Below are 25,982 nucleotides of genomic sequence, written 5' to 3'. Positions count from 1 at the left end.
GAAGATAGATTGTACTGTTCATACCCGCGCTTGAGCGCGGGTGTTGTTGTTTGAACAAGAATGGTCAGACAGGAAGCGAGGTTGATGGTTTATGGAAAAAGAACAACATATGCAGCAAGATGAGCAGAAGGACCAAATGAAGGAAAAGTCGGGTAAAATACCGGATAAAGCTGGTATGGGTCGGTTTATCAAATTAATTGCGAGTGCGCATCCGCCCAAGGCCATTTTGATCATCGCCCTGATTCTGACCCTGATTCAGACGATCGCTGGTTTAATCGTACCGATGATGACCAAAGGGTTGATCGATGGTTTGACCTTTTCTTCTCTAAATCGTATGGTCATTATCGGTCTAATCGGTGCTTTTGTTCTTCAAGCGGTGGCTTCGGCAGTTTCCATCTATATGTTGAACTACGCTGGGCATAAAATAGTGGCTAATATGCGCAAACGCTTATGGCATAAAATTTTATCTCTACCCATTCCATACTTTGACCGGAATCGATCAGGAGATACGATGAGCCGCGTCACGAATGATACAAGCCTGATTATGAACTTAATTACCGAATATCTTGTCAATCTGATCTCTAATGTGATCGCGATTATTGGTGGGATTGCGTTGTTATTTTATCTGGATTGGGTGATGACGCTCATTATTCTGACCATTGTTCCGCTAACAGCACTAATTTTATTTCCGGTAGGCAGAAAAATGTATCGTATCTCCAAAAAACAGCAGGATGAGATGGCAGATCTGACCTCAGTATTGAGTCAGGTGATCGGCGAAATCAGACTGGTTAAGGCCTACGGAACAGAAAGCAGAGAGGCACAGGCTGGGGAAGATCGCATTTACCGTATGTTCCGCTTCGGGTTGCAAGAGTCACGTATTTTGGCTCTGGTAGGTCCGATTTCTACCTTTTTGCTGACTGCAGTGCTGGTTATTATATTGGGTGTTGGCGGTGTTCGCGTCGCATCGGGTGTACTGACCGCGGGAGACTTGGTGGCTTTTATTCTACTCCTATTTCAGGTGATTACACCGATGGCCCAATTCACGACCTTGTATTCACGTCTGCAAAAGGTGGTTGGAGCCACGGAACGGATTCAGACTATTTTAGACCATGAAGAGGAACCGCTAGAGTTGAAGCAGGAAGCGGCAAAAGAGAGCAGAGATATTGTGTTTCATGACGTTGCTTTTTCCTATACTGAAGGTGAAGAGGTTCTTCATCAGGCAAACCTGGTCATCCCAGCTAATCAAACGACAGCCTTCGTGGGACCGAGTGGGAGTGGGAAATCTACCTTATTTTCATTGTTGGAGCGCTTTTATGTGCCAGATACAGGTGAAATTCGTTATGGAGACGAACTGATATCATCATATACACTTTCCTCCTGGCGCTCCAAAATTGGGTATGTATCGCAAGAAAGCTCAATGATGACCGGAACGGTCAGAGATAATATTACGTATGGCTTGGGGCGCGAAGCCGATCTGGACGAAGTGAGACGAGCCGCCATGATGGCGTATGCGGATACATTTATTATGGATCTGCCTCAAGGTTACGATACGGAGGTAGGGGAGCGGGGAATGAAACTGTCCGGCGGCCAGCGTCAACGGATCGCCATTGCGCGTGCGCTTCTCCGCAGCCCTGACATCCTCATGCTGGATGAGGCTACCTCTAGCCTGGACAGCTCATCCGAGCATGAGGTGCAGAAGGCCCTGGCGAACTTGATGGAAGGACGCACGACAATTGTCATTGCTCACCGTTTGTCTACGGTGGTCCACTCTGATCAAATTATTGTGTTGGACAAGGGCAATGTCACTGGTGCAGGAACCCATACCGAGTTATTAGAGACCCATCAGGTGTACCGCGAGCTAGCTCAAAAGCAGTTTGTGGAGATCGGAGAAAAAGTGGGAGCTTTAGAGGCTTCTCCGCGCGAGTGATATGATCCTCCGATCGCTGTTGCCTCATGAAAGGGCAGGGAAGATCAATTTCACTGAACCATGAGGTAGATGTTCACTCACAACAACAAGTGAGATAAAAATTTTTTCCAAAATATTAATGAAAAGGATTTACAAAGATATTTGACAAGGATTTAGTTTTTTTAACTTGTATGACATACAACATATAGGATTAGTTAAAATGATGCTAGACTAAAAGGTGAACATGAGAAGCGAGAATAAACTCATTTATATAGCAAATATCTGAAAAATGTTGGTTATAAATAGTAAAGCTATGTTTTTTGTGTTGATATAAAGGGTTTTCGTAGGAGGACTTTTTAGAAAGGAATGGGCTAAGAAGAATGAGCAAACCGAGAGTATTGGTCGTTGATGACGAAAGGGCTGTTAGAAAATTGATTAAAACAGTTCTTGAAGCCGATGGGATGGTTGTGCTTCAGGCTGAAAATGGCACGGAAGCGATGCGGATGATTAGCGAGGAACCATTCGATCTCGTCCTCTTGGACATTATGATGGAAGATATGGATGGCTATGATGTGCTAGGTCAATCACGTAATATGGGCATCCATACGCCAATCATTTTTCTGAGCGGGAAAAAAGAAGACACAGATCAGATCATTGGACTTGGACTTGGGGCAGATGCCTATATTACCAAGCCGTTTAGTCCTCCTGTGCTTTGTGCTCAGGTAAAGAACCAGATTAAAAGATATCGCCAGCTTCAGGAATCAAAACAACAAGCTTCGCGCATTGCGTTGGGACCATTTCTATTCAATCATCATACCTTTACGTTTCAAAAAAATAATCAAGAAATCGCGTTGTCATCAAAAGAATTACAACTTATGAAATTTTTTATGGAACACCCCAATCAGGTTTTCTCGAAAGAACAGCTATATCAAAACATCTGGAATGATACGGTTGTCGATAATAATACGATTATGGTTTATATCAGGCACCTGCGCACCAAAATTGAGGAAAATCCCACGAATCCGAAATATATCAAAACCGTTTGGGGAATCGGATATCGTTTTTCCGTTGAAAGATAGATTAACTCTATACTTCTGTCTAATTGTATACGCTCTCTCGAAGGCACCCCGATGGTTCGGGGAGCTTTTTTTATAGGTGATGATTTTTAACACCATCTCTATTTTAGGTATAAAAGGGGATACATAACTTTGGGGCGTGGCATCACCCTCACACAAATCATGACTTTTTGTTTTTGAAAGCGCTGACATATTTTTGTCACAGGATTCTTAAAAACATTTAAGGATTACTCAGAATACTTTAAGATTTACTTTTTACAATTTAGTTATCTCGAATCATCCAATGAGCGAGAGCGTTACTGAAAATCTTGTAAAAACCCGGGCGAGCGATTGATTCGAGGATAAAAGCAGATTGATTATCTAGGAGGCGATGAAGTGGTCACTAATAATCTACAAGAAGCCGCAGAACTTAAGCTACAGCCGCCAACAGAGTCCAAATGGCAAAAGGTGTTGAATTACAAGATTGGAGGAGTCATTCCTGTAGGCCTTTATATCCCGTTTATGGCTGTTGTCTACATGCTGATGAACACTGGAAAGCTCGCTAGTGATATGCCTGGGGCTGTATCTGTCATGGTCTTATATGGCTTTATTCTGGCGGAAATCGGAAAGCGCATCCCTATTCTAAAGGATATCGGCGGCGCTGCAATTATGGCAACGTTTGTACCTTCATACATGGTGTATGCTCATCTTCTCCCGCAGTCAGCCATTGATTCTGTTACTGTTTTTATGGATAATACCAATTTTCTGTATGTGTACATCGCAATTGTTATCGCTGGCAGTATCCTTGGCATGAACCGGGAACTCATGATCAAAGCGGTCGTTAGATTGGCAGTCCCTTTGGCGGTCGGATCTATTGTCGGAACAGGCGTCGGATTGCTTACAGGTGTGGCTTTAGGAATCTCAGCGTATGATACCTTGTTTTACATTCTTGTTCCTATCATGGCTGGAGGCGTTGGTGAAGGTGCAATTCCACTCTCTATCGGCTACAGCCAAATTTTGGGTTCGACTCAAGGTGAGCAATTTGCCATGGTTATTCCTGCGGTCATGCTGGGTAGCTTGTGTGCTATTATTTTGTCCGGCTTGTTGAAACAACTGGGAGATAGAAGACCGGAGCTTACTGGTAACGGCACGCTACTCAAAACAGGGGATAGCGATGTTTTGGGACTTGCAGAGGATAAAAATAAAAAGCCGCTTGATCTTTACCAAATGGCCGCTGGAGCAATTTTAGCTTTCGGGTTCTTCATGTTAGGTACCTTAACCGCTGAGTTTGTTGGTCTACCTGGTCCGATTGTAATGCTTTTTGCGGCATTTTTGGCAAAATATTTTGGCTGGTTGCCAAAATTCCTTGAAGATGGAGCGCAACAAATGCAACGTTTCTTTGTTATCGCTGTAACGTACCCGCTTCTGCTTGCCGTAGGTGTAGCCAAAACACCATGGGAGGCACTGATTTCTGTAATTAGCCCTGCTTATTTCATCACCATTTTAGTAACTGTATTAGCTGTGGTTGTGGGTGGATATTTTGCTGGCAAGTGGATGAAAATGTACCCAGTTGAAGCCGCGATTATAACTTCTACTCGATGCAGCCAAGGTGGAACAGGGGATGTTGCGATTCTTTCTGCAGCCGATAGAATGGTACTCATGCCATTTGCCCAGGTATCCACCCGTCTCGGGGGAGCAGCAACGGTAACACTTGCTATTTTCCTGCTGCGATACCTTACACACTAAAGTGGTGAAATCTTAAAAAAAATTAATAATTTTACAGGGTACTTTAAGATCTTGTTATTACAATGAAGTTGTCTTGAGACACCATTTAGTAGGCGAACGTGAATAACTGATATACTCGGAAGCGAACTGGCCCTAGTACTAGGGTTAGGGACTGATGGGCTACTAGCTCGATGGAGAAGGTAAAACAGGATGAGATGTTCACGAGAGATACTATTTCATTATCGAAGCCATTTTTCATTTCTCACTATGCTAGTGCTTCCGATTTCTTTTCTAGTTCTTCTATGGATGGCCTATGGCTCGTATATGGACGGAGAACGTACCGTAATTGAACAACAGCAGCAGCAATTGCTGACGATTGCCAAGTTAAACAGCATGTCTATTGAGTCCTTTTTCGACGAACAAATGCACTCCCTGCAAATATTAGCAGGAAACCAGCAGATGTCGCTCGCCATATCCAATAAAAATGAAACTGTGATTGACGAAAACCTATCTGCTTATTATACCGCCAAAAAAGATAGCATTTATCAGATTAGCCAGGTGAACCTGGAAGGAAGAGTAGTACACACTTTTCCGAAGCGCAATCGTACAGATGCGATTAAAGCCTATGAATTTATCAAGGATGATATTCAAAGGATGCTGCGAGAAAAAAAACCGTTCATCGCAAGGGCCAAGCTGGAGAGGCGAGGCAATTATATTGTGCATCTGTTTCAGCCTGTTTATCTTGATGGGAAATTTCAAGGTGCGCTGATCAGTGTGGTAAATCTAAACGCGGTGTATGAGAAGCTGTTGAAGCCGATTCGTGTTGGGAGCAAGGGTTATATTCATGTCAAGGATCAGCAAGGCCACTATCTCATGCACCCAAGCGAAGAAAATATCGGGCTATCGCTATCAGCGATGAAGGACAAACACCCGGGGCTTGATTACGGCGATCTGGAAAAACTGTTCAAAATGCAGCTTACCCAGGAACAAGGCTCAGCTTTCTACCATTCGTATTGGTGGGGGGACGAATGCTATACCAAGACGAAAAAGATTGAGGCCTTTTCCCGTGTTCATCTGGGTGACTCGTTTTGGGTGGTGGCCGCGGCCATGAACTACGAAGATGTGAGAGAACCGATTGCACGAAATCGAACTAAAACCATTGAAATCTTTTCTATGATCGTCCTGACGTTGGCTTGTGCCGTTTATATCATCATGAAGACGAAGAAAAATAAAGAGGCTTTGGAATATGAGACAAGATATTTGCGGGAACTGAATAACAAAAACGAGCTGCTCCGGAAAAAGGACCTTCAATTGCAGCACTCGCAAAAGCTACAGTTAATCGGCACGCTATCAGGGGAAATTGCTCATGATTTCAATAATTTTTTGACTCCTATCAAAGGTTATGCAGAAATTATGCTCAGCAGTATAGAACCTACTGAAGAAATTTATGATTACGTCAGTGAGATTTATGATGCTTCCGAGAATGCAAGATTAATAATCGAGGAAATCCTGCTATTGAGCAGGCTGGAGAGTGGGAAGGTCAAGAAAAACGCTCCGGTCAAAGTAGAAGAGCAGGTCGAAGAAGCGCTGGGACTCATAAAATCCTTTCTCTCGCCCAGCGTGAAAGCTGTGTTCAAAAAACAGGTAGAGTCAGCCGTTATCTTTGCAAATAAAGTACAGATTCATCAAATCATTATGAACCTGTGCAACAATGCCTATCAAGCTATGAAAACAACCGGGGGCGAACTAAAAATTATATTGGATACCATGCCCCTGAAAGAAGTGAAAAAAATCCGGGAGAGCGTTCTGGAAGTCAGCGATTACGTTACTTTATCTGTTTCCGATACGGGCAAAGGGATGAGTGACGAAACCTTGCAGAAAATCTTTGATCCTTTTTTCACAACCAAACCGGCAGGAGAGGGTACGGGGCTTGGATTGTATATCGTTCAAAGCATTCTCGAAAAACATCAAGGATTTATTGCCGTGGATTCAGAGCTGGGCAAGGGTAGTACCTTTACGGTATATCTGCCGAAAACGGAGTTTGTAGCCAAAGATACAGAGATCGATAAGAGCCCTGTGTTTACTGAACAAAAGCGCATCCTTCTGGTCGATGATAAACAGCGTGTGTTGAAAGCGATGAGAAAAGGGCTGGAATTGTATGGTTTCCAGGTTGAGACAGAAGTAGACAGCATGGCAGCATTACAGCGGTTTGAAAAGTCTCCAAACCACTACGATCTGGTCATTACGGATCAGGCTATGCCTTATCTGACGGGTACGGAATTGGCTGAACGTATCAAGGTAATCAATCCAAGTATGAAGATTATCCTGATTACCGGTTACGTCGAGGATCATGTGGTGGCATACAAGGAGAGATTGATCATTGATGAATATATGTGTAAGCCTGCAGCAGGTTCAGATATGGCACAAATGATTTATAAGGTTCTGCAATCCTGAAGATGGAGAGTATCTACCATCCAATTGGAAAAAGAGGTGTAGACATTGATTATTCAGCAAGTAGGCATGGCCGGCACACTGGAATCAAGCGATATTATGATTTCCATTGAGCCGAACGGCACGAAGGGGATTGAAATCGAGTTAAAAAGTACGGTAGAGAACCAGTTTGGGAACCAGATTCGCAAAGTGATTCTCGAAACATTACAAGAAATGGGCATTGAACACGCATATGTCCAAGCGAATGATAAAGGGGCACTAGATTGTGCCATTAAAGCTAGAGTCATGACAGCCGTAAACAGAGTGGTCGAGGGTGGCTGCCGACCATGGGAGGCGGAATAGATGCAGAAACTGAGAAGGACCATGTTGTATGTACCCGGGAATAACCCAGGGATGATCCGGGACGCCCATATCTATGGGGCAGATTCGATTATGATCGACCTTGAGGATTCCGTTTCCCTATACGAAAAAGATGCAGCACGTTTGCTGGTTTACCAGGCTTTGAAAACCTTTGATTTCGGAGGCATCGAGGTGCTGGTCAGGGTCAACCCGCTCAATACGCCATACGGCAGAGACGATTTTGAAGCGATTGTACGAGCGAAGCCAACTGCTATTCGATTACCGAAAACAGAGACCGCCGATGATGTGATGGAGGCGGATGAATTGATTACCGGAATTGAACAAAAGATCGGCATGGAGCTTGGGACGATCAAGCTTTTTGCAGCGGTTGAGAGTGGTAAGGGCGCATTGAATGCAGCGCAAATTGCGGTTGCCAGCAAGCGACTAATCGGCATCGCCATTGGAGCGGAGGATTTCGTCACAGACTTGAAGACAACGCGCTCGCCAGAAGGCATTGAGCTATTGACAGCACGAAGCCTTATACTATTTGCGGCAAGAGCTGCTGGCATTGCTGCTGTCGATACAGTCTACTCAGATGTAAATAATGAGGAGGGCTTTGCTAACGAGGTGAAGTTGATCAAACAGCTGGGCTTTGACGGCAAATCCATTATTAACCCACGTCAGATCGAGATTGTAAACCGCATCTATACGCCGACAAAAACAGAGATCCAAAAATCAAAGCGGATCATTGAGGCCAGCCTCGAAGCGGAGGCAAATGGCTCAGGTGTGATCAGTCTCGACGGTAAAATGATTGACCGTCCGATTGTAGAACGTGCACGCAGAGTACTTGATCTGGCGGAAGCGGCAAAAATAAACGTAGAGTAAGGTGAGTGTTATGCTAAACGGTGCTGGGAGAGAAATTCCTTTAGCTATTGAAGGACTTGATGCGGTAACTCCCTTTGATCGCAAATCGACTTACGGGCAATTTAAAAATACAGAGCGGTTAAAAGACCGCCAGCAAAATCCTGCCCAAAATAAAATCATTGATTCGATAGAGAAGGCCATTGAAGCTACTGGCTTGCGCAGTGGGATGACGATCTCCTTCCACCACCATTTTCGCAATGGGGATTTTATCGTGAATAGGGTCATGGATAAAATCGCCAAAATGGGGATTCGTGATCTTGTCCTGGCAGCTAGCTCCTTGACAGATATCCATGCCCCATTGATAGAGCACGTGCGAAACGGTGTCATCCGCAGAATTGAGACCAGTGGCCTCAGAGGTGAGCTGGCTCAGGCATACTCCTATGGATGGTTTGATATTCCGGTGACGATTAACTCTCACGGTGGCCGCGCAAGAGCGATTGCATCAGGAGAATGCCCGATTGACGTCGCCTTTTTGGGCGCTCCTTCTTGCGATGCATACGGCAATGCAAACGGAACTTGCAGCATAAACGAAGCTCCATCGGCATGCGGCTCCATGGGATATGCCATGGTAGATGCACAGTATGCGCGCAATGTTGTGATGATTACTGACCATTTGGTCCCTTATCCGAACACTCCATTCGCCATTCCTGAAACTCTGGTGGATTATGTGGTCGTCGTGGATCGCATCGGTGATCAGAAGGGGATTGTCTCAGGGGCTACCCGTTACACCAAGAATCCGAAGGAACTGTTAATTGCTAAAAACGCGGCAGATGTGATTGAAGCATCCGGATATTTCACGGATGGTTTCTCATTGCAAACCGGGTCCGGGGGGGCTTCGCTTGCAACAACCAGATTTCTGCGGGAAAAAATGCTTGCCGCCAATATCAAAGCAGGCTTTGCCCTGGGGGGGATTACCCAACAAATCGTTGACCTGCATGAAGAAGGATTGATTGAAAAGCTTTTGGACGTGCAGAGCTTTGACCTGCGTGCTGTAGAATCGCTGAGAAAGAATAAATTCCATCAACAAATTTGTGCGGAATATTATGCAAGCCCTGAAAATATAGGCTGTGCTGCTCACCAACTGGATGTTGTTGTGCTGAGTGCGCTGGAGATTGATTTGAATTTTAATGTGAATGTAATTACCGGGTCTGATGGGATCATCCGGGGAGCTTCCGGCGGACACTGCGACACTGCCGCAGGTGCTGCAGTATCGATCATCGTCGCTCCGCTGATTCGCGGAAGAATGCCTGCTATTCTTGATCGTGTCAATACCATTATCACACCAGGCCATACGGTTGACGTACTTGTTACGGATCAAGGCATCGCTGTGAACCCTACCCGCCAAGATCTCCTGGCTAACTTAAAAGCAGCCAAGCTCCCTGTCTTCACGATCGAAGAGATGCAAGAGAAGGCAACATGGATTGTCGGCAAACCGGAGCCGATACAATGGGAAGATAAAATTGTAGGTGTTGTTAAATATCGTGATGGTTCTGTAATTGATGTCATTCGTCAAGTGAAACAAGGACGCTAAAATTATAAACCAAGGGGAGGAAGTATTGAGCAACTGCTCAGTACGAACAAACTTATGAGTATAAAAGAAGCCGCCTTACAGGCACACCGCCTTAGAAACGGTAAACTGGAGATTACAGGAACAGTACCGGTTGTAAGTAAACAGGACTTAGCGATAGCCTATACACCTGGTGTTGCCGAACCATGCAAGGAAATCGCCAAAGATAAGAGCAAAGCCTATGAATACACGATTAAAGGGAGCAGCGTAGCGATTGTGACGAATGGGACAGCAGTGCTGGGCCTGGGGGATATTGGCCCCGAGGCAGGGCTGCCTGTCATAGAGGGCAAGGCCTTGTTGCTCAAAGAATTTGGTGGGGTGAATGCGTTCCCTATTTGTATCGACACCACTGATCCAGACGAGTTTGTGCGCACGGTTGAAGTAATTGCCCCAGGTTTTGGAGGCATTCATCTTGAAGACATCAAGGCCCCGGAATGCTTTTATATTGAAGACAAATTAAAAGAAAAACTGAACATTCCGATTTATCATGATGATCAACATGGAACGGCAGTTGCTGTGCTTGCAGGGTTATTGAACGCCTTGAAACTTGTGGGCAAAAAAGTGGAGGATGTGCGAATTCTCATCAATGGAGCGGGAGCTTCGGGGATCGCCACCGCCAAGCTATTGCTCGCTGCAGGAGCAAAGCATATGGTTCTCTGCGATATAAATGGTGCCCTGGTCGAAGGAGACACCTCTCTCAATAAGCCTCAGCAGCAAATTGCCAAGCTGACGAATCGTGATAAAGAAACCGGCAGCCTTGCAGAAGTCATCAAGGACAAGGACATCTTTATTGGATTATCGGTTGCAGATGTGATGACCAAAGAAATGGTGCAAACCATGAGCAATGAAAGCATCATTTTTGCCCTTGCCAATCCGATTCCAGAAATTTTGCCGGAGGAAGCATACAAAGGCGGAGCACGAATTGTTGCGACCGGCAGATCGGATTTTCACAACCAAATCAATAACCTGCTGGCATTCCCCGGTATTTTCAGAGGCGCGTTTGATGCCAAAGCTACGGACATCACGCTGGAAATGAAATTAGCGGCGGCCAGAAGCATCGCAGCTCTGGTAACAGATGAGGAACTTGACGATACCTATATCGTTCCAGATGCGATTGACAAAAGAGTAAGTGCTGCGGTTAGTAAAGCAGTAAAAATCGTCGCAGAACAAAGCGGTGTCGTAAGAAAATAAAACCATCGAGAAAAAACGGTGATCATGATGGCTATGTGGATGGAACATTTGCGTGAAGAGATTATAAATCCAGCCTCTGAAGACGCTCAAAGAAAGCTTCGCGATTTCCTTAAGCGCCAAGGTCTTAGAATAGACCATCCAATTGAATATACGATGGAAATTGTAGATGGCGGCGACATTGCCGCTACGGGTTCCTTTTCAGGCAGTGTACTGAAGTGTATTGCTGTGGATGAAGCTTATAAAAATCAGGGGCTATCTGCACAAATTGTTAGCCATTTAGTAAATGAAGAATATAGGCGGGGAAGGGATCACCTGTTTATTTATACAAAGCCACTAAATAAACAAATTTTCAAGGATCTTGGCTTTTATCCAATCGTGGAGGAATCCTTCAAGGCTGTCCTGTTGGAAAACCGTTGGGATGGTGTCAGGCAGTATCAGCAAGAGCTTTTGCAGGAATCGGGCGATCTCGTGCCTTCGGCTACGATTGTCATGAACTGTAATCCATTCACATTGGGACATTTGCACTTAGTCGAGTATGCAGCAGCGGTTTGGGAAAAGGTACATCTGTTTGTAGTCTGGGAGGATCGATCCATTTTTCCATCAGCTGTTAGATACAGACTAGTTGAAGAAGGCGTGAGGCATTTGGACAATGTGGTCCTGCACAAAGGCAAAGACTATATCATCTCCGGCGCAACGTTTCCTTCTTACTTCTTTAAAAATGATGAAGACGCGGCAAGCACGCATATATCACTTGATTTAAAAATTTTTATCCAGTATATGGCTCCATTGCTAAATATTAAAAAACGGTATATTGGTCAGGAGCCAAACTGTGTCTTGACCCGAAGGTACAACACGATCATGAAAAAATTACTGCCTTCCACTGGAATCGACGTAGAGGAAATACCGCGATTGCTACGGGAAGGGGAGGCCATTAGCGCCTCTGCAGTTCGTAAATATATTCGTCTGGGTCACATGGAAAAAGTGAAGCAGCTTGTACCGGACACAACCTATCGGTTTTTATTGTCAGGGGAAGCTGGAGAAATCATCAGGCGTATTAGAAGGATGTCATAACATGTATTCGTATGAGGTTACCCTTGAGGAAATGCTACAGGCACGCGAAAACCGGGCAAACAGACAAAGACAGCTGATCAGCAGGTACGCGGTACCTTTGCTCAGCATGACGATCAATATCCCAGGACCACAGAAGTCCTCTCCAACTAGTAAATACGTTTTTCATGAAGGCTACCGTATCTTGATGTGTCAACTGGCAGTGAACCAAATGACACCGCTGCACCGTGAAGCGTATCATCTGCCGACAGGTCCAGAAGCATATATTGCCGTTCAGGCAGACACACAAATATTGAAAAAGTGGGCCATTGCGATTGAAAATGAACATCCACTAGGAAGATTACTGGATCTGGATGTGATTGGACCCAATGGAAGGGCAATCTCCAGAGATGAGCTTGGCCTGGACAAGCGAAAATGCCTCATGTGCGGGCAAGCTGCGCATATATGTGGACGGAGTAGAGCGCACGAACTTCCCAAATTACTGGAAGCTATCAAAGCACTGGTGGACAGTTATATGCGAAACCGTCAAGTGGTCAAACGAGTATGAACGGCGAGGAGCAACTATGATGCCAACAAGCCTATTAAGTGAAAGCCTTGCTCAACAGGCTGTCCTTGCGCTGCTAACAGAAGTCTCTGCCAGCCCAAAACCGGGACTGGTAGACCGATTGGATCGTGGTGCCCACAAGGATATGGACTTCTTTACGTTTATGTCTAGTGCGGCCTCACTTTCCGGCTATTTTGAAAGATGTGCAAAGGCGGGAGATTCCTTTCATGGACAGGATCTCCGTATACTATTTGAGAACCTGCGCCCTTTGGGACAGGAAGCGGAACGGGCTATGTTTGCCGCAACTGGTGGGGTAAACACACATAAAGGTCTTATTTTTTCGCTAGGTATTATTTGTGCCGCCGCCGCGTATTGTTGTACGACACGAGCAATTGTTAGCAGGCTGGATGAACAAGTCATTTGTAAGACCATTGCTCAGATGACCAAAGGTTTATGTGCGAGAGAGCTTGCATCCCTAAAAAAATCAACAGGCTTAACGGTCGGCGAACGGTTGTATAAGGAGTGGGGGATGATGGGCATACGTGGCGAGGTGGAAGCAGGCTTTCCTACCGTGCGAGCGTATGCTCTGCCCATCTATCGTAAGTTGAATTCATCACAATGTTACCACGTGAATGATATCTGTGTTCAAACACTCTTACAACTGATGGTTGTCAACGAAGATACGAATATTGTTGGCAGACACGACCGGGAGATGCTAGCCTATGTCCAGCAATATGCCAAGCAGGTGCTAGAGGCGGGCGGTATCTTGTCTGAAAGAGGTGTCGCCATGATTCATCAGATGAACGATGATTTTGTGCAGCAAAATGTTAGTCCTGGTGGCTCCGCTGATTTACTGGCAGTCACAATCATGTTGGAGAGTTTAAAAGGGCTGTCTTCCCCAAAGTGAAAGGTTCCCTTTACACCAGAAAGGTTTTTTGTAAAACCTGCTGCTGTAAGGGGGACTTTTTTATGTAAACTATTCGTTTGTGTTTTAGTTAGAGGTCTTTCATATAAGAAAACAGGCGTATAAAGAAAATAAGATTGGATTTTTATGGCTAAATGTGTTACGCTTACTTTCCTTTTTTTGTGTCGGAGCAAGTGAATAAGATGCAGAAATCGAGACTTGATATTCTTAGGAGGTAACTGAAATGGAGAATGAGTTTCAAAGTGCCTATCAAGAAGAACAGCACAGGCTGTCGCTTGCTATGGAGGAAATTGATCGGAGATTGGAACGGCTTCGCAATACGCCAGTGTACACTGGGCATGATTTTACGGAGCAAGTACTGGAATCCGCACGGGAGGAAAAACGCCAGGCTTTGGCCAAAAGCTCGCAGGAGCCTTATTTTGGACGTATGGATTTTGACGAACGCGGTAGAGGGCAGCGCAAACAGCTTTATATCGGTAAAGTCGGGGTAGAGCGGGAAGAAACATCAGCGTACCCACTTGTGATTGATTGGCGTGCACCGATTGCCAGCTTGTTTTACTCCTTTACTGGCGGAGAAGAAACCGCTTCGTATGAAGCCCCTGAGGGAACGATTGAGGGCTTGGTGTATCTGAAGCGCAACGTGGTCATCCGTAAAAGAATTCTGGAACGGGTAGCGGATACATACAACCGTGAAAGCGACGAGCCAGCCGTTTCCGATGAGTTTCTCGTTTATCGTTTGGGAGAAAACAAGGACAACCGTTTACGGGATATCGTATCTACCATTCAGGCGGAGCAGGATCAGATCATCCGCGCGGCTAAAAATACTGCCCTTGTTATTCAGGGGGTAGCGGGGAGTGGCAAGACGACAGTAGCGCTGCATCGACTCGCATTTTTGCTGTATCAATACAAGGAGCAGGTTTCAGCAGACAAAATGGTTATTTTTGCACCCAACCATATGTTTCTCGATTATATTTCAGATGTGCTTCCAGAGCTGGGGGTCGGAAATATTCAGCAAAGTACATTTGCAGACTGGGCGCTGGGTTTGTTGGGGCTGGATTTAACGCTGGCAGACCCTGCCGAAACGTTAGCTTATTGGTTTGAGAGTGGCGACTTGAGAACGGAATCCATGGATGAGGCACCGGGTCGATTTAAGGGTTCGATTCACTTTATGAAGCTGCTGCAAGCTTTCGTAGAACGGCTAGAGCCTATCTCGGTGCCTGAAGGCGACTTTTCACCTTGGGATGGGGCGGTGCTGCCACGAGCTGAGATTTTGAATTGGTTCAATGAGGAATATAAGCCCTATCCGCTCGCAAAACGGAAGGAGCGTGTGCTGGCAAGAGTCCATCGCTGGATCGAAATGGAATTGAAAAAGTCACCTTCGGCGGCTGCGCTCAAGGATCGGAAGAAAAAAGCAGGAACTCGTGAAAAGGCGTATGCTAAAAAATGGCCTCAATACGACGCGTTGACGCTTTACAAGCAGCTTTTTCAGGCAGCTAAAGGGTTACCCGCGGATACTGCTGCGGAGATGAAAGCTTCTCTGCCGGGGACTATTTTTAAGGCTACACAATCGGACTTACGAAATCAGATCATCCGTGAAGAGGATCTGACTGCATTGGTATATCTTCACGTGCTGGTTCATGAGGTAGATCCATCACAGCGTTTTGACCATGTGGTCATTGATGAAGCGCAGGATTTCTCACCATTCCATATCGCCTTGCTGGATTTGTTTGTAAAAGGGCATTCCTTTACCATATTGGGTGATCTATCGCAGGGAATTCATGAATATCGTGGTGTACATGCATGGGAGGAAATGAGTTCTCTTTTTGCGTCTGAACAAACGGGGTATTTTGCACTTACACGGAGTTATAGATCAACTTTGGAAATTATAGAATTTGCAAATACGATTTTGGAGCAGGGAGTGCGTGGCGGTATTACAGCAGTTCCGGTATTTCGTAGTGGTGATCCGGTGCGTACTGTGTCTTACGACTCGTCCGTACGTGAGCAGAGCTTGCTTACCGCTCTAAAAGAGCTTTCCTCCAAGGAGTATCGTACGGTTTCTGTGCTGACACGTACCTTAAAAGAAGCTGCGGAGCTGCATGAGATTTTCACAAGTGCGGGGTTGGATGTCCATTTGATTGACGGTGGTAAAAAGCAATATGAAGGCGGCTTATCTGTACTGCCTGTATACTTGTCCAAAGGTCTGGAGTTCGATGCAGTTATTGTAGCCGATGCCGACCAGGGTCATTATGGAGAACGGACATGGGATGCCAAGCTGTTGTATGTAGGATGTACGCGTGCGCTGCATGAGCTGTGGCTCTTGCATGATGGTCCACTTCCAAGTTACGTACAGGCGCAAACGGAGTAAATAAAACGCTGTATGTCATGCCAACCAAAGAACAGCCACGAAATTCACTTTTCGTCCCAGGCTGTTCTTTCTTTTTTAGGATGAATCACATGTAAGGCAACAGTTATACCGTGACCAGGCTATCTGCAACCTGTTAACCGATATGGTAGAATAAGAAGCGGTTTATGATCATTTTACTGTAGTAGATGACTTGAATTTTGATACTTTTAACGGTATGGACGGATAGGTTTTTAATGAAAAAGAACGTGTTCGTTCATAAATGATAAGGAAGTGAATGGAATGGACTTATTTTCATATTCCCAGGAGTCAACGCCCAACAATCGATTGCTTGCAGATCGTCTGCGTCCGACTTCGCTGGATGAATATATTGGACAAGAGCATGTTGTAGGTCCAGGCAAGCTGCTGCGAAGAGCTATAGAGGCAGATCAGGTCTCTTCTATATTGCTATACGGACCACCCGGGTGCGGCAAAACGACACTGGCACATATCATTTCTCAACACACACAAGGCGATTTCGTCCGCCTAAATGCAGTAGAAGCCTCTGTAAAGGATGTAAGGGAAGTGATTGACCTTGCACAGACGAATAAATCGATGTATGGCAAAAAGACCATTCTGTTTCTTGACGAGGTACATCGTTTCAACAGTTCGCGCCAGGATGCATTGCTGCCTGCGGTGGAAAAGGGAACAATCGTGTTTATTGGCGCCACGACGGAAAACCCCTTTCACTACGTCAACGGCGCTTTAATGAGTCGTTCTACGTTATTTCAGCTTGAAGCGCTAACCCAGGAGCATTCGCTGGCTGCTATGCGCCGTGCCCTGAGCGATGCGGACAAGGGCCTCGGTTATATGCAGCTTCGGGTAGACGAAGCTGCGCTGGATCACATCGCGTCGATGGCGAACGGTGATATCCGCCGTGCTTTGAACGCGCTGGAACTGGCGGCGCTCACGACACCTCCACTGGCAGACGGCACAGTTCATGTGACGCTGGAAGTGGCAGAGGAATCCATCCGCCGCCCGATCGTCAAGGCAGACGAGTCTACACAGTATGACGTACTGTCCGCCTTTCACAAAAGCATTCGCGGTTCCAGTGACGCAGCGTTGTTCTGGTTCCTGTATGCCGTAGAAAAGCTCGGCATGGACCCGATGACCTTTATTCGACGCCTCATCGCAGCCAGCAGTGAGGACATTGGCCTGGCGAATCCGCAGGCGATGGTCCAAGCAGTGAGCGCGCTTGAAGCCTACCGCAATAACGGCTGGCCCGAGGCCAAACTGAACATTGCACAAGCCATTTTGTTCGCTGTGGAAAGTCCCAAGTCGAATGCCGTATACACGGCGATTTCACGGGCCATGTCGGCCATGGACGATATGAAATCGGCCGAGGTGCCGCTGCATCTGCGTGATGCACACTACAAAGGCTCGGAAAAACTCGGCCATGTTGGCTATCAATATCCGCATAATTTTCCGAATCACTATGTAAGGCAGCAATATTTGCCCGATTCGATAGCAGATCAGACCTTTTACCAGGCCACTGAGCAGGGAAATGAGTCTAAAATCAGGCAAAACCAGCGTTGGCGGGATTCACAGTCTTAATATCAGTGACTTTAATATAGCGAAGAAGGGAATAAAAAAATGAAAGACGTACTATTCGTCGCCGCAGGTGGAGCGATCGGAACCTCTGCTCGCTATAGCCTGCAAGTACTATTGCCTGCGGCTGGGGCAGATTTTCCGCTTGGTGTGTTGCTAATAAATTGGCTCGGCTGCCTGTTTCTCGGCTGGTTCTTTACGGTAACCTTGCGATCATGGCGGATCAACCCACGCTGGCGACTTGCCATCGGAACAGGCTTTACAGGAGGATTTACCACCTTTTCCACCTTTGCGGTGGATGCTGTACGCCTCACGGTTCATGATCGTATGTTGACGGCAGTGTTGTACCTGCTGCTGAGCGTAGGCGTGGGTTTGTTTTTCACGTGGGCAGGTATCCGTTTAGGCACACAGATGACGCAGACTGCCCCCAAGGAGAAACGCTTATGATCTGGTGGGCGGCAGCGGGCGGAATGGTAGGTACAATAGCGAGATACGGGCTTGGCATGTGGGCTGGAAAAAGGTTGGGTACTGTATTTCCGTGGGGGACCTGGATTATTAATATTAGCGGTTCATTGTTGCTCGGCTGGCTGTATGGTGAGTTTACACAACATCATCTGTCTCCTGCACTCTGGATGCTGCTAGGAACGGGTTTTTGTGGCGGCTACACCACCTTTTCCACATTTGGCTATGAATCTATTCAACTGATGGAACATAAAAAATACCGACGTATGGTTATGTATTTACTTTCTTCTGTAATAGTAGGAGTTATAGCTGCGGCCATCGGGTACAATGTAAGTTATACCTTATAAATTTCGAAGTGGCATGTAAGCACACAATAAAAGCTTCCAAACCCTCAATCAGCGCGTTGTCAGCTGGCAATAGGAAGTTTGGAAGCTTAGTGCTGTGCCTATTTAACTATTTTTTATCTCGTTCTTTGTATAATTCAGGTAAAAGGGCTTTGAGTTCAGGTCTTGGATCAGGGTCAGACAGTTTCATTTCCTCTAGCGTTTGAACGGCAATTCGCAGTACAGTATAATCTCTGTACCAACGATTGTCTGAGGGAACAACATACCAAGGAGCTTGCTTGGTTGCGCTCAGCTCTAGCACATCCTCATAGTATTGGGTATATTGCTTCCAAAATTTCCGTTCCTGCAAATCACTCGGGTCGAGCTTCCAGTTTTTGTGGGGCTTCTCAATCCGGTCAATCAGCTTTTCCAGCTGGAATTGCTTTGAAATATGTAAAAAGATTTTAACCACCTTTACACCACTATCCAGCAGCAACTGTTCAAAATGCTTGATGTGCTTTATATTCCGCTTGGCCTGCTTATCGGATACCTGCCCGTGAACACGTGTGATTAGCACATCCTCGTAGTAAGAACGATTGAATGCTGCGATATATCCTCGTCCTGGAGTTACGCTATGCGCACGCCATAGAAAATCATGGCTTAATTCCTCAGTTGTAGGTGACTTAAAGCTGTGTACAGTCACCCCAGCAGGGTTAAGGTTGGAAAACACCTGCTTGATCACGCCATCTTTTCCGCTGCAATCCATACCCTGGAATACAAACAAAACAGCTTGTTTTTTCTCTGTAAATAATTTACTTTGTAATTCCGCGAAGCGTTCCTTCAATTGATCTGTTTCCTGTCGGATTTCTTCTTTATTTTTTATATTCTCCGTATCCTTGGGGTCCCATTCTTTCAAAGAAACTTTTTTACCCGGTGTCAACATTCCTAGTGAATCAGACATAAAGGCACGCTCCTTTTCAATTGAAGTAATGATTCTGTCTACATCATATACCCAAATGGGGGCGTTATCAAAAATTTCGTATGTATGGTCTTTATTAGCGATTTTTCTACTGGTGAGGCCTCTGGTCACGAAATTTTCAGGTTCAACAATTAAAAAGTTAAGTTTTAAGTCTTTAGACATAGGCAGTAAGGTTAATATTTCTTATAACAATTAGGAATTAAGAAGGTTCTCCATAAAGTTGAAGAGTGTTATTATGTCATGACGAACTCTCAACAGAGGTATAATATGACAACTATTAAAGTAACACCTGAGCAGCTTATGACTATCTCCAAGCAATTTGAACTTGCACAGCAAAAAGTGACCCAAATGAACAGAAATTTAATACAACAAATTTCATCTATGGAACGATTCTGGGATGGAGTGACCAAAGAGCAGTTCTATTATAGTTTCCAAACATCTCAGAAGAATATGAATGGCTTTGTTACACTGACAGATTCTGTTGCAAAAGAATTGCGTCGTCATGCGGATAAATTCAGGTTAGCTGATTTGCTGGAAGCAGGTAATATTGATTCAAGCTGCTTACCACCTCCACCTAATTCATGTGCTCCCCCTGCTCCAGATACTAGAAATGCTTTGGAAAAATCAGCAGATAGTTTGGTAGAACTTGGTGGGGATTTTATGTCTGCTGCGGAGGACAGGTACGAAAAACGCTATGACTCTGTAGGCGGATTTTTAGACTATTGGACGTTTGGAATTCCGAAAGGTTTGTATCAAGGATATGCAGAGCGTGCATCCAAGCAGTTTGATTCAGGGAATGATTTTTTAAACTTTTGGACTTTTGGTGTACATGGAACAATCAGAGAAGCAATGTTTCCTACAAATGCATGGTCAAAGGAACATTGGGCTAACATGATCGGTACAGCGGGAATATTTGGGGGAGTCAGTTCAGTAATTAAGCCTAAGATTGGATTGGGCTCGTCAATGAAATATGGGGTGAAATCTGGGGCTAGTCTTGAAGTTAAAGGGACTTCGAATCGATTATCTGATACGATGTTAGGTAAGAATGATGCTGATCCATTTAGGGATATATATGGTCCTGGACGACTTTCTCATCCAGAAGAGTGGAGCACCATTATTAAGAATACGCAAGAAGCTGGGGTAGAAGTTAGAATTCTAGATAGAGATATTATGGCGTATGCACCCAAAGGATCAGGAAAGCCTGGGCAATTGAATATATATGAGGATGCTTCAATTAGTGCACTGCGGCATGAGTATCAACATTTTCTTGATGATAAAGCTAAAGGTTTTCCTAGTTTGGATGTAACATATGAATTCAAAAATAGGATTATCATGGAACTTAGAGCCTATATGGTCGAGATAAAAGAAGCAGAGAGGATTGGAAATAAGGACCTTGCAGAACACCTTTGGAACAATTACAGAGATGAACGGCAGTATCTTTTAGAGAATTATGGGCCAGTTAAACTAGATTGATGGGAGATAACAAAATGAAGCTACTTACTTTATCAAAGGAAATACGAGAGGGAAAAATAGGCGACGATCAATTGGTCGAGTGTTTGGATATCCAACATAATCAGGTACAGTTGAATGCAATGAGTCAGATCGCTAAAAAGAAACTATGCAATGAGAAAATAATCAAAAAATTGAAACATATTAGCCAGTTCAGAGACCCTAAGGTAAATAAGCTTTTTGGTATTGATACGCTTGGACACTATAGTATTGCTGTGCTTCGAGTATTGAACACTTCTGAATCTATAAAACAGTACGAGCTGTTAATGTCTGAACTCGACGATTTTGATAAAGGAATAGTTGAAAGAATTACAGAGGGAATAAGTTAGTGTTCATTTTTTGAAGTCCATAGTTAGGCTTTTTTTGTATGAGGAGTTCTACTTGATAATGGAAAATAAATGATGAAATAAAAGAGCTATTGATTGCTGTATCTAATGAAGCTACTATTTGCATGAAGTTAAAAAGAAGTGTTGGTAGTACTTAAGTATCCATGCTAATCCTATCAGATGGGAGAAATTCACTTGGCTACGATAGCTAAGATTTCTGAAAATTTAGAAGGATGGATTGCATTTCTTGCTGCTTTATCTCCGTACTCAGATGAGTTACTTTGTGAACCTATAGCAGGTAAATGGTCGATTCAAGATGTGGTCAGTCATGTTATGGGCTGGGATAAAAACTTCACTAAGGCGCTTATACAGATTATCGATAAGGGACAAGTCATGCTCAAGGAGGATCCCGATGTACAGGCATTCAGTGATTCATCTGTAGCGCTCAGTAGAACTATGAAACCACATGATTTGCTAAATGAAGCTATTGCTCAGCATAAGCAAATGATTGTCAAACTCCAAATGGTATCAGAATCAGATTTTATGCGTCCAGTTCCTAATAGCATATACACTTTGGAAACCTTTTTACATGAAATGTTTGTCCAGCATGACAGACATCATAAAGAGCAGATCGTTAATTCTCTCCAAAGCATGGACTATTAACGTCTAACAGAAAAAGTCGCCTCTCCCAAAACTGGAGAGACGACTTTTTAATTATGGCTATTCAATGTTAATAGCCATTCATTTAAACTGTTTCAGGCTGGAGTTTTTCAACCTTATCAATGGTTCCGCCACCCAGGCACCGTTCCCCGTCATAAAATACAACTGCTTGCCCAGGGGTAATGGCCTTTTGATGTACATCGAACACGACATGCACGGTTCCATCCGCAAGCCATTGTAAAGTGACTTGCTGGTCAGGCTGACGGTAACGGAACTTGGCTGTGCAGCGGAATTCGCCGGTTGGGCGTGTATCTGCGCCTTCGATCCAGTTCACATCCGTTGCAATCAGGCTGGTAGAATACAGGCTGTGGTGACGATCACCTTGTACCACATACAGGATATTCTTCTCCAGATCCTTATCTGCTACGAACCACGGTTCGCCTGAACCTGAGCCGCCAATGCCCAAGCCTTGTCGTTGACCCAGTGTATAGTACATCAGACCATCGTGGCGTCCTTTGACTTCACCTGTAGCGATATCCACCATATCTCCACCTTTTGCAGGCAGATACCCGCTCAGAAACTCCTTAAAATTGCGCTCGCCGATAAAACATACACCCGTGCTGTCTTTTTTCTTGGCTGTATAAAGTCCCGCAGCTTCTGCAATCTTACGTACTTCTGGTTTCGGCAGATGACCGATTGGGAACATGGTTCGCGACAACTGTGTTTGGCTTAATGCATTCAGGAAATAAGTCTGATCTTTGTTGCTGTCCACACCTCGCAGCAAAGTAAAGCGGCCGTCTTCTTCCACAACCCGTGCATAATGTCCAGTAGCGACATAATCTGCTCCCAAATCCAGCGCTTTGTTCAGAAACTCGCCAAATTTAATTTCCCGGTTGCACATGACATCCGGATTGGGTGTGCGTCCAGCTTTATATTCATCAAGAAAATAGGAGAATACTTTATCGAAGTATTCTTTTTCAAAATTGACTGTATAGTAAGGAATGTCGATCTGTTCACAGACGCGGCGCACATCCTCCGCATCCTCTTCAGCCGTACAACGGCCAAATTCATCCGTGTCATCCCAATTTTTCATGAAGATGCCGATTACGTCATAGCCCTGCTCCTTTAGCAGCAGCGCGGTAACGGATGAGTCGACGCCACCGGACATGCCGACGACGACACGGGTTTCATGATTGGCTTTAGCCATGGTCATCACCCAATTCTTTCAATATTGTTGTAGAACCCACCTATTATAACATAAACGATAATAAGTTACGATGTTTGGACGAACAAACGACACGGCGAACGATGAAAGAAAGCTATATAAAACGGGTTAAAACTGTTCCTAATCGCTCGAAAACAACTTTTTTTAAGAATGTTACCGTAATGTTTCCCTTTACCTGCCCTAATATGTTAACATAAGCTGAGGGTTAGGATCGGAATAGAGAGGTTTACAACTCCAATTATTCCGCGTGTTTAACGGAATTGTTACTATAAGCGAGGTGCCACAATTGAAAATATCAACGAAAGGCCGTTACGGCCTGACCATTATGATGGAGCTTGCAGCCAGGTTTGGCGAAGGTCCAACTTCTTTGAAAAGTATTGCCGAAAAAAATCAGCTATCAGAGCATTATTTGGAACAGCTCATTGCGCCATTGCGTAATGCAGGTTTGGTAAAAAGTATCCGTGGTGCTTACGGCGGTTATATTTTGGCGAATGAACCGTCTGGGGTAACAGCGGGAGACATCATTCGTGTACTGGAAGGTCCGATTTCTCCGGTCGATTTTACGGAAGAAGACGATCCAGCTAAACGCCAGCTCTGGCTGCGAATTCGTGACAGCATTGCTGAAGTGCTGGATTCTACTACACTTAAGGACTTGATCACATACCAAGAACATGATGAATTGGATAATTACATGTTCTATATTTGAGGTGGATAACATGAACAGAATTTATCTGGATCATGCCGCATCGACTCCTATGCATCCTGAGGTTGCGCAGACTATGATGGACATCATGACCGGTCAATTTGGCAACGCTTCAAGCGTCCATGCCTTTGGCCGTGATGCCAAGCGCACCGTCAGCGCAGCGCGGGATGCCGTTGCGGCCTCTTTGGGCTGCAAGCCTGAAGAAATTATATTTACAAGCGGAGGGACAGAGAGCGATAATCTGGCCTTGTTTGGGACGGCTACGGCAGATGGTCGTACTTCCGGTCATATCATTACAACCGCGATTGAACATCACGCCGTGCTTCATGCTTGCGATGAGCTGGAAAAAGCGGGATACGAGGTGACCTATGTCCCGGTCAATGGTTTTGGGCGTGTGAACCCTGCGGATATTGAGGCAGCTATTCGTCCAGATACCTTTTTGATCAGCATGATGTATGCCAACAATGAGGTGGGCGTCATTCAGCCAGTCCAAGAAGTAGGACAGATTGCGAGAGAACATGGGATCATATTTCATGTTGATGCTGTTCAAGCCTTCGGGCATATATCCATCGACTGCGAGAACCTCCCGATTGACTTACTTAGCGTATCTGGCCATAAGATCAACGGGCCGCAAGGGGTGGGTGCATTGTATATCCGTCAGGGTACACGCATTCAGCCGCTAATGCATGGAGGCCTTCAAGAGAAGAAACGTCGTGCCGGAACGGAAAATATCGCTGGCATTACTGGGCTGGCTAAAGCCGCATCTCTTGCCAATGCTTCCATTGGGGAGCGTAGGGCGCACGATACCGCTCTTCGTCAAACGCTGCTCAAAGCGTTGGAAACCTCTCTGGGCAGCGATGAGTTTATAATCAATGGCGATCCTGAATATTTTGTGCCTAATGTGCTAAATATTAGCTTTCCAGGCATTGGTACAGAGACCATGCTGATGAATCTCGATATGGAAGGAATCGCAGCAGCCAGCGGCTCCGCATGCACTTCTGGATCTCTAGAACTATCGCATGTATTACAGGCGATGGATCTCCCTGAAGATGTTTTGAATTCGGCGATTCGATTTAGCTTCGGTTTGGGTAATACTACGGAAGAAATGGAATACACGGCCAAGAAAATTGAAACCATATGGAAGCGGCTGCGTACTAGGTACTAGGGATTTCTCCGCATTTTAGAAGAAGGGAGGAGCGGTTTCCATTTCATTGCATGAACGGAAGCAAGGTATTGACAGGCATGTAGGAAAAGCACCGCACCTTCGTTCGGACTGCAGAGTAAGGAGGGACCCTATATATGAAGCTTCAAGATATGATTGGACTTGCTGTTTTCGATGTTGAGGACGGAAAGCAGATTGGCAAAATACATGACTTTATGCTGACAGCTGATTGGCGAATTACAGGAATCGAGCTGGAAGGTAAAGGACTTTTTTCATCTCATGTCAAAATGGTGGCTTGGGATGACATCGTTGCTTATGGCGAGGATGCGATCATGATTCGCAATCAGCAGGCTGTTCGTAAAACAGAGGCTCATGATATACAACATACGTACTTGCTTGGACCCGGTAAACTGAAGGATTTATCCGTGCTAACGGAGGAAGGGCTTATGCTCGGGCACATCTCGGATGTTTATTTTGACCAGGAAATGGGCAATAACATAATAGGCTTGGAAATCAGCGATGGTTTTGTATCGGATATTATAGAAGGGCGGAAATGGCTGCCCTGCACCGAAGATATGTCCATCGGGGAAAATGCTGTTATGGTTCCCCCGTTAAGCGAGCAGCGTCTGGAAAAAGCCATATATTCTGTTAATGGATAGGGTGAGTTTATTGAGATGTCCGAATTGTAATTCCAAAGATATTGGCAAAATTGGTTCCCATCAATTTTATTGCTGGGGATGCTTTATCGAACTTCAGGTGAATGGTGAAAAAATGTCTGTCTACCAGGTGGAAGAAGATGGAACGCTTAGTTCGCTGGACGACTTATTCTTTGGAGATGAGATGGCACAACAGGACTTGCCGCAAATTCACGCTTCTTCCTAAGCTTGACACAAGAAGTGGACAGGCTGCTTATGAAGAGGTGTGATCTACCATCTAATGCTTAAAAATAGAGCTTAATGGATTGGATCATGCTTGATAAAGAATGAAGA

General features: G+C 45.1%; 24 protein-coding genes. 22 read left to right on the top strand and 2 right to left on the bottom strand.

Features of this window, described 5'->3' with window-relative positions; all coding sequences use genetic code 11:
• Positions 1 to 91: 91 nt before the first annotated feature.
• The 15 genes from FKV70_RS14590 to crcB (FKV70_RS14520) all read left to right on the top strand — a co-directional run bounded on the left by FKV70_RS14590 (position 92) and on the right by crcB (FKV70_RS14520) (position 18,453).
• Positions 92 to 1,927 (top strand): ABC transporter ATP-binding protein, encoded by a 1,836-nt coding sequence (locus FKV70_RS14590; RefSeq protein WP_142613295.1) that lies wholly within the window; start codon positions 92 to 94, stop codon positions 1,925 to 1,927.
• Between the two features lie 359 nt (positions 1,928 to 2,286).
• Entirely contained in the window at positions 2,287 to 2,985 is a 699-nt protein-coding gene (locus tag FKV70_RS14585) for a response regulator transcription factor (protein WP_063213007.1), read from the top strand.
• Between the two features lie 372 nt (positions 2,986 to 3,357).
• Positions 3,358 to 4,707: a 2-hydroxycarboxylate transporter family protein gene (locus FKV70_RS14580; protein WP_142613294.1), complete on the top strand. Its 1,350-nt coding sequence runs from the start codon at positions 3,358 to 3,360 to the stop codon at positions 4,705 to 4,707.
• 189 nt (positions 4,708 to 4,896) lie between these two features.
• The gene (locus tag FKV70_RS14575; protein ID WP_142613293.1) at positions 4,897 to 7,140 is read left to right on the top strand and encodes a sensor histidine kinase; all 2,244 of its coding nucleotides are present in this window, start codon (positions 4,897 to 4,899) and stop codon (positions 7,138 to 7,140) included.
• A 45-nt stretch (positions 7,141 to 7,185) separates the two neighbouring features.
• Positions 7,186 to 7,479: a citrate lyase acyl carrier protein gene (citD, locus tag FKV70_RS14570; RefSeq protein WP_013311548.1), complete on the top strand. Its 294-nt coding sequence runs from the start codon at positions 7,186 to 7,188 to the stop codon at positions 7,477 to 7,479.
• On the top strand, positions 7,480 to 8,361 hold the full coding sequence (gene citE / locus FKV70_RS14565) for a citrate (pro-3S)-lyase subunit beta (protein ID WP_063213010.1): 882 nt from the start codon (positions 7,480 to 7,482) through the stop codon (positions 8,359 to 8,361). It abuts the gene before it with no gap.
• 10 nt (positions 8,362 to 8,371) lie between these two features.
• Complete coding sequence (gene citF, locus FKV70_RS14560; protein WP_142613292.1) at positions 8,372 to 9,931, top strand: citrate lyase subunit alpha; 1,560 nt, start codon at positions 8,372 to 8,374, stop codon at positions 9,929 to 9,931.
• A 54-nt stretch (positions 9,932 to 9,985) separates the two neighbouring features.
• Complete coding sequence (locus FKV70_RS14555) at positions 9,986 to 11,158, top strand: NAD(P)-dependent malic enzyme (RefSeq protein ID WP_142613291.1); 1,173 nt, start codon at positions 9,986 to 9,988, stop codon at positions 11,156 to 11,158.
• Positions 11,159 to 11,182: 24 nt separating this feature from the next.
• Complete coding sequence (citC, locus tag FKV70_RS14550; RefSeq protein ID WP_142613290.1) at positions 11,183 to 12,229, top strand: [citrate (pro-3S)-lyase] ligase; 1,047 nt, start codon at positions 11,183 to 11,185, stop codon at positions 12,227 to 12,229.
• 1 nt (position 12,230) lies between these two features.
• The gene (gene citX, locus FKV70_RS14545; protein ID WP_142613289.1) at positions 12,231 to 12,773 is read left to right on the top strand and encodes a citrate lyase holo-[acyl-carrier protein] synthase; all 543 of its coding nucleotides are present in this window, start codon (positions 12,231 to 12,233) and stop codon (positions 12,771 to 12,773) included.
• 16 nt (positions 12,774 to 12,789) lie between these two features.
• Positions 12,790 to 13,677 carry a triphosphoribosyl-dephospho-CoA synthase CitG gene (citG, locus tag FKV70_RS14540; protein WP_142613288.1) on the top strand — a complete coding sequence of 296 codons (888 nt, stop codon included), beginning with the start codon at positions 12,790 to 12,792 and terminating at the stop codon, positions 13,675 to 13,677.
• Between the two features lie 241 nt (positions 13,678 to 13,918).
• The gene (locus FKV70_RS14535; protein ID WP_142613287.1) at positions 13,919 to 16,060 is read left to right on the top strand and encodes a HelD family protein; all 2,142 of its coding nucleotides are present in this window, start codon (positions 13,919 to 13,921) and stop codon (positions 16,058 to 16,060) included.
• A 279-nt stretch (positions 16,061 to 16,339) separates the two neighbouring features.
• Positions 16,340 to 17,650, top strand: coding sequence for a replication-associated recombination protein A (locus FKV70_RS14530; RefSeq protein WP_142613286.1), 1,311 nt, complete (start codon positions 16,340 to 16,342; stop codon positions 17,648 to 17,650).
• Between the two features lie 39 nt (positions 17,651 to 17,689).
• On the top strand, positions 17,690 to 18,091 hold the full coding sequence (gene crcB, locus FKV70_RS14525) for a fluoride efflux transporter CrcB (protein ID WP_063213017.1): 402 nt from the start codon (positions 17,690 to 17,692) through the stop codon (positions 18,089 to 18,091).
• Complete coding sequence (gene crcB, locus FKV70_RS14520) at positions 18,088 to 18,453, top strand: fluoride efflux transporter CrcB (protein WP_142613285.1); 366 nt, start codon at positions 18,088 to 18,090, stop codon at positions 18,451 to 18,453. Before crcB (FKV70_RS14525) ends, crcB (FKV70_RS14520) begins: the two co-directional genes overlap by 4 nt.
• A 106-nt stretch (positions 18,454 to 18,559) precedes the next feature.
• Here crcB (FKV70_RS14520) and FKV70_RS14515 read toward each other — a convergent pair whose 3' ends face one another.
• Positions 18,560 to 19,390 (bottom strand): PPK2 family polyphosphate kinase, encoded by an 831-nt coding sequence (locus tag FKV70_RS14515; RefSeq protein ID WP_063213019.1) that lies wholly within the window; start codon positions 19,388 to 19,390, stop codon positions 18,560 to 18,562.
• Between the two features lie 285 nt (positions 19,391 to 19,675).
• On the opposite strand from FKV70_RS14515, the gene FKV70_RS14510 reads away from it, so the two are divergent.
• From FKV70_RS14510 to FKV70_RS14500, 3 genes are all read left to right on the top strand, one after another.
• Complete coding sequence (locus tag FKV70_RS14510; RefSeq protein ID WP_142613284.1) at positions 19,676 to 20,881, top strand: WXG100 family type VII secretion target; 1,206 nt, start codon at positions 19,676 to 19,678, stop codon at positions 20,879 to 20,881.
• 14 nt (positions 20,882 to 20,895) lie between these two features.
• A complete protein-coding gene (locus tag FKV70_RS14505; protein ID WP_142613283.1) occupies positions 20,896 to 21,246 on the top strand; it encodes a hypothetical protein in 351 nt (116 codons plus the stop codon).
• Positions 21,247 to 21,438: 192 nt separating this feature from the next.
• A complete protein-coding gene (locus FKV70_RS14500) occupies positions 21,439 to 21,906 on the top strand; it encodes a DinB family protein (protein WP_244310748.1) in 468 nt (155 codons plus the stop codon).
• An 82-nt stretch (positions 21,907 to 21,988) separates the two neighbouring features.
• Here FKV70_RS14500 and mnmA read toward each other — a convergent pair whose 3' ends face one another.
• Positions 21,989 to 23,110: a tRNA 2-thiouridine(34) synthase MnmA gene (mnmA, locus tag FKV70_RS14495; RefSeq protein ID WP_167669732.1), complete on the bottom strand. Its 1,122-nt coding sequence runs from the start codon at positions 23,108 to 23,110 to the stop codon at positions 21,989 to 21,991.
• A gap of 304 nt (positions 23,111 to 23,414) precedes the next feature.
• On the opposite strand from mnmA, the gene cymR reads away from it, so the two are divergent.
• From cymR to FKV70_RS14475, 4 genes are all read left to right on the top strand, one after another.
• Positions 23,415 to 23,834 carry a cysteine metabolism transcriptional regulator CymR gene (gene cymR / locus FKV70_RS14490; RefSeq protein WP_013372613.1) on the top strand — a complete coding sequence of 140 codons (420 nt, stop codon included), beginning with the start codon at positions 23,415 to 23,417 and terminating at the stop codon, positions 23,832 to 23,834.
• Between the two features lie 10 nt (positions 23,835 to 23,844).
• Entirely contained in the window at positions 23,845 to 24,996 is a 1,152-nt protein-coding gene (locus FKV70_RS14485) for a cysteine desulfurase family protein (RefSeq protein WP_142613281.1), read from the top strand.
• Positions 24,997 to 25,130: 134 nt separating this feature from the next.
• Positions 25,131 to 25,652 (top strand): PRC-barrel domain-containing protein, encoded by a 522-nt coding sequence (locus FKV70_RS14480; RefSeq protein WP_013372611.1) that lies wholly within the window; start codon positions 25,131 to 25,133, stop codon positions 25,650 to 25,652.
• Between the two features lie 10 nt (positions 25,653 to 25,662).
• Positions 25,663 to 25,875 (top strand): hypothetical protein, encoded by a 213-nt coding sequence (locus FKV70_RS14475; protein WP_013311529.1) that lies wholly within the window; start codon positions 25,663 to 25,665, stop codon positions 25,873 to 25,875.
• Positions 25,876 to 25,982 lie beyond the last annotated feature (107 nt).

The organism is Paenibacillus ottowii (genome assembly GCF_006874425.1).
GTDB classification, from domain to species: domain Bacteria; phylum Bacillota; class Bacilli; order Paenibacillales; family Paenibacillaceae; genus Paenibacillus; species Paenibacillus ottowii.
This window is presented reverse-complemented; position numbering and strand designations above follow the sequence as displayed.

Coding starts and splice junctions, on each gene's coding strand:
- citF (WP_142613292.1), top strand. CDS start 8,372: ATGCTAAACGGTGCTGGGAGAGAAATTCCTTTAGCTATTGAAGGACTT.
- FKV70_RS14535 (WP_142613287.1), top strand. CDS start 13,919: ATGGAGAATGAGTTTCAAAGTGCCTATCAAGAAGAACAGCACAGGCTG.
- crcB (WP_142613285.1), top strand. CDS start 18,088: ATGATCTGGTGGGCGGCAGCGGGCGGAATGGTAGGTACAATAGCGAGA.
- FKV70_RS14530 (WP_142613286.1), top strand. CDS start 16,340: ATGGACTTATTTTCATATTCCCAGGAGTCAACGCCCAACAATCGATTG.
- citG (WP_142613288.1), top strand. CDS start 12,790: ATGATGCCAACAAGCCTATTAAGTGAAAGCCTTGCTCAACAGGCTGTC.
- FKV70_RS14480 (WP_013372611.1), top strand. CDS start 25,131: ATGAAGCTTCAAGATATGATTGGACTTGCTGTTTTCGATGTTGAGGAC.
- citX (WP_142613289.1), top strand. CDS start 12,231: ATGTATTCGTATGAGGTTACCCTTGAGGAAATGCTACAGGCACGCGAA.
- FKV70_RS14515 (WP_063213019.1), bottom strand. CDS start 19,390: ATGTCTGATTCACTAGGAATGTTGACACCGGGTAAAAAAGTTTCTTTG.
- FKV70_RS14590 (WP_142613295.1), top strand. CDS start 92: ATGGAAAAAGAACAACATATGCAGCAAGATGAGCAGAAGGACCAAATG.
- citC (WP_142613290.1), top strand. CDS start 11,183: ATGATGGCTATGTGGATGGAACATTTGCGTGAAGAGATTATAAATCCA.
- citE (WP_063213010.1), top strand. CDS start 7,480: ATGCAGAAACTGAGAAGGACCATGTTGTATGTACCCGGGAATAACCCA.
- crcB (WP_063213017.1), top strand. CDS start 17,690: ATGAAAGACGTACTATTCGTCGCCGCAGGTGGAGCGATCGGAACCTCT.
- FKV70_RS14505 (WP_142613283.1), top strand. CDS start 20,896: ATGAAGCTACTTACTTTATCAAAGGAAATACGAGAGGGAAAAATAGGC.
- FKV70_RS14510 (WP_142613284.1), top strand. CDS start 19,676: ATGACAACTATTAAAGTAACACCTGAGCAGCTTATGACTATCTCCAAG.
- FKV70_RS14575 (WP_142613293.1), top strand. CDS start 4,897: ATGAGATGTTCACGAGAGATACTATTTCATTATCGAAGCCATTTTTCA.
- FKV70_RS14555 (WP_142613291.1), top strand. CDS start 9,986: ATGAGTATAAAAGAAGCCGCCTTACAGGCACACCGCCTTAGAAACGGT.
- FKV70_RS14485 (WP_142613281.1), top strand. CDS start 23,845: ATGAACAGAATTTATCTGGATCATGCCGCATCGACTCCTATGCATCCT.
- mnmA (WP_167669732.1), bottom strand. CDS start 23,110: ATGGCTAAAGCCAATCATGAAACCCGTGTCGTCGTCGGCATGTCCGGT.
- FKV70_RS14585 (WP_063213007.1), top strand. CDS start 2,287: ATGAGCAAACCGAGAGTATTGGTCGTTGATGACGAAAGGGCTGTTAGA.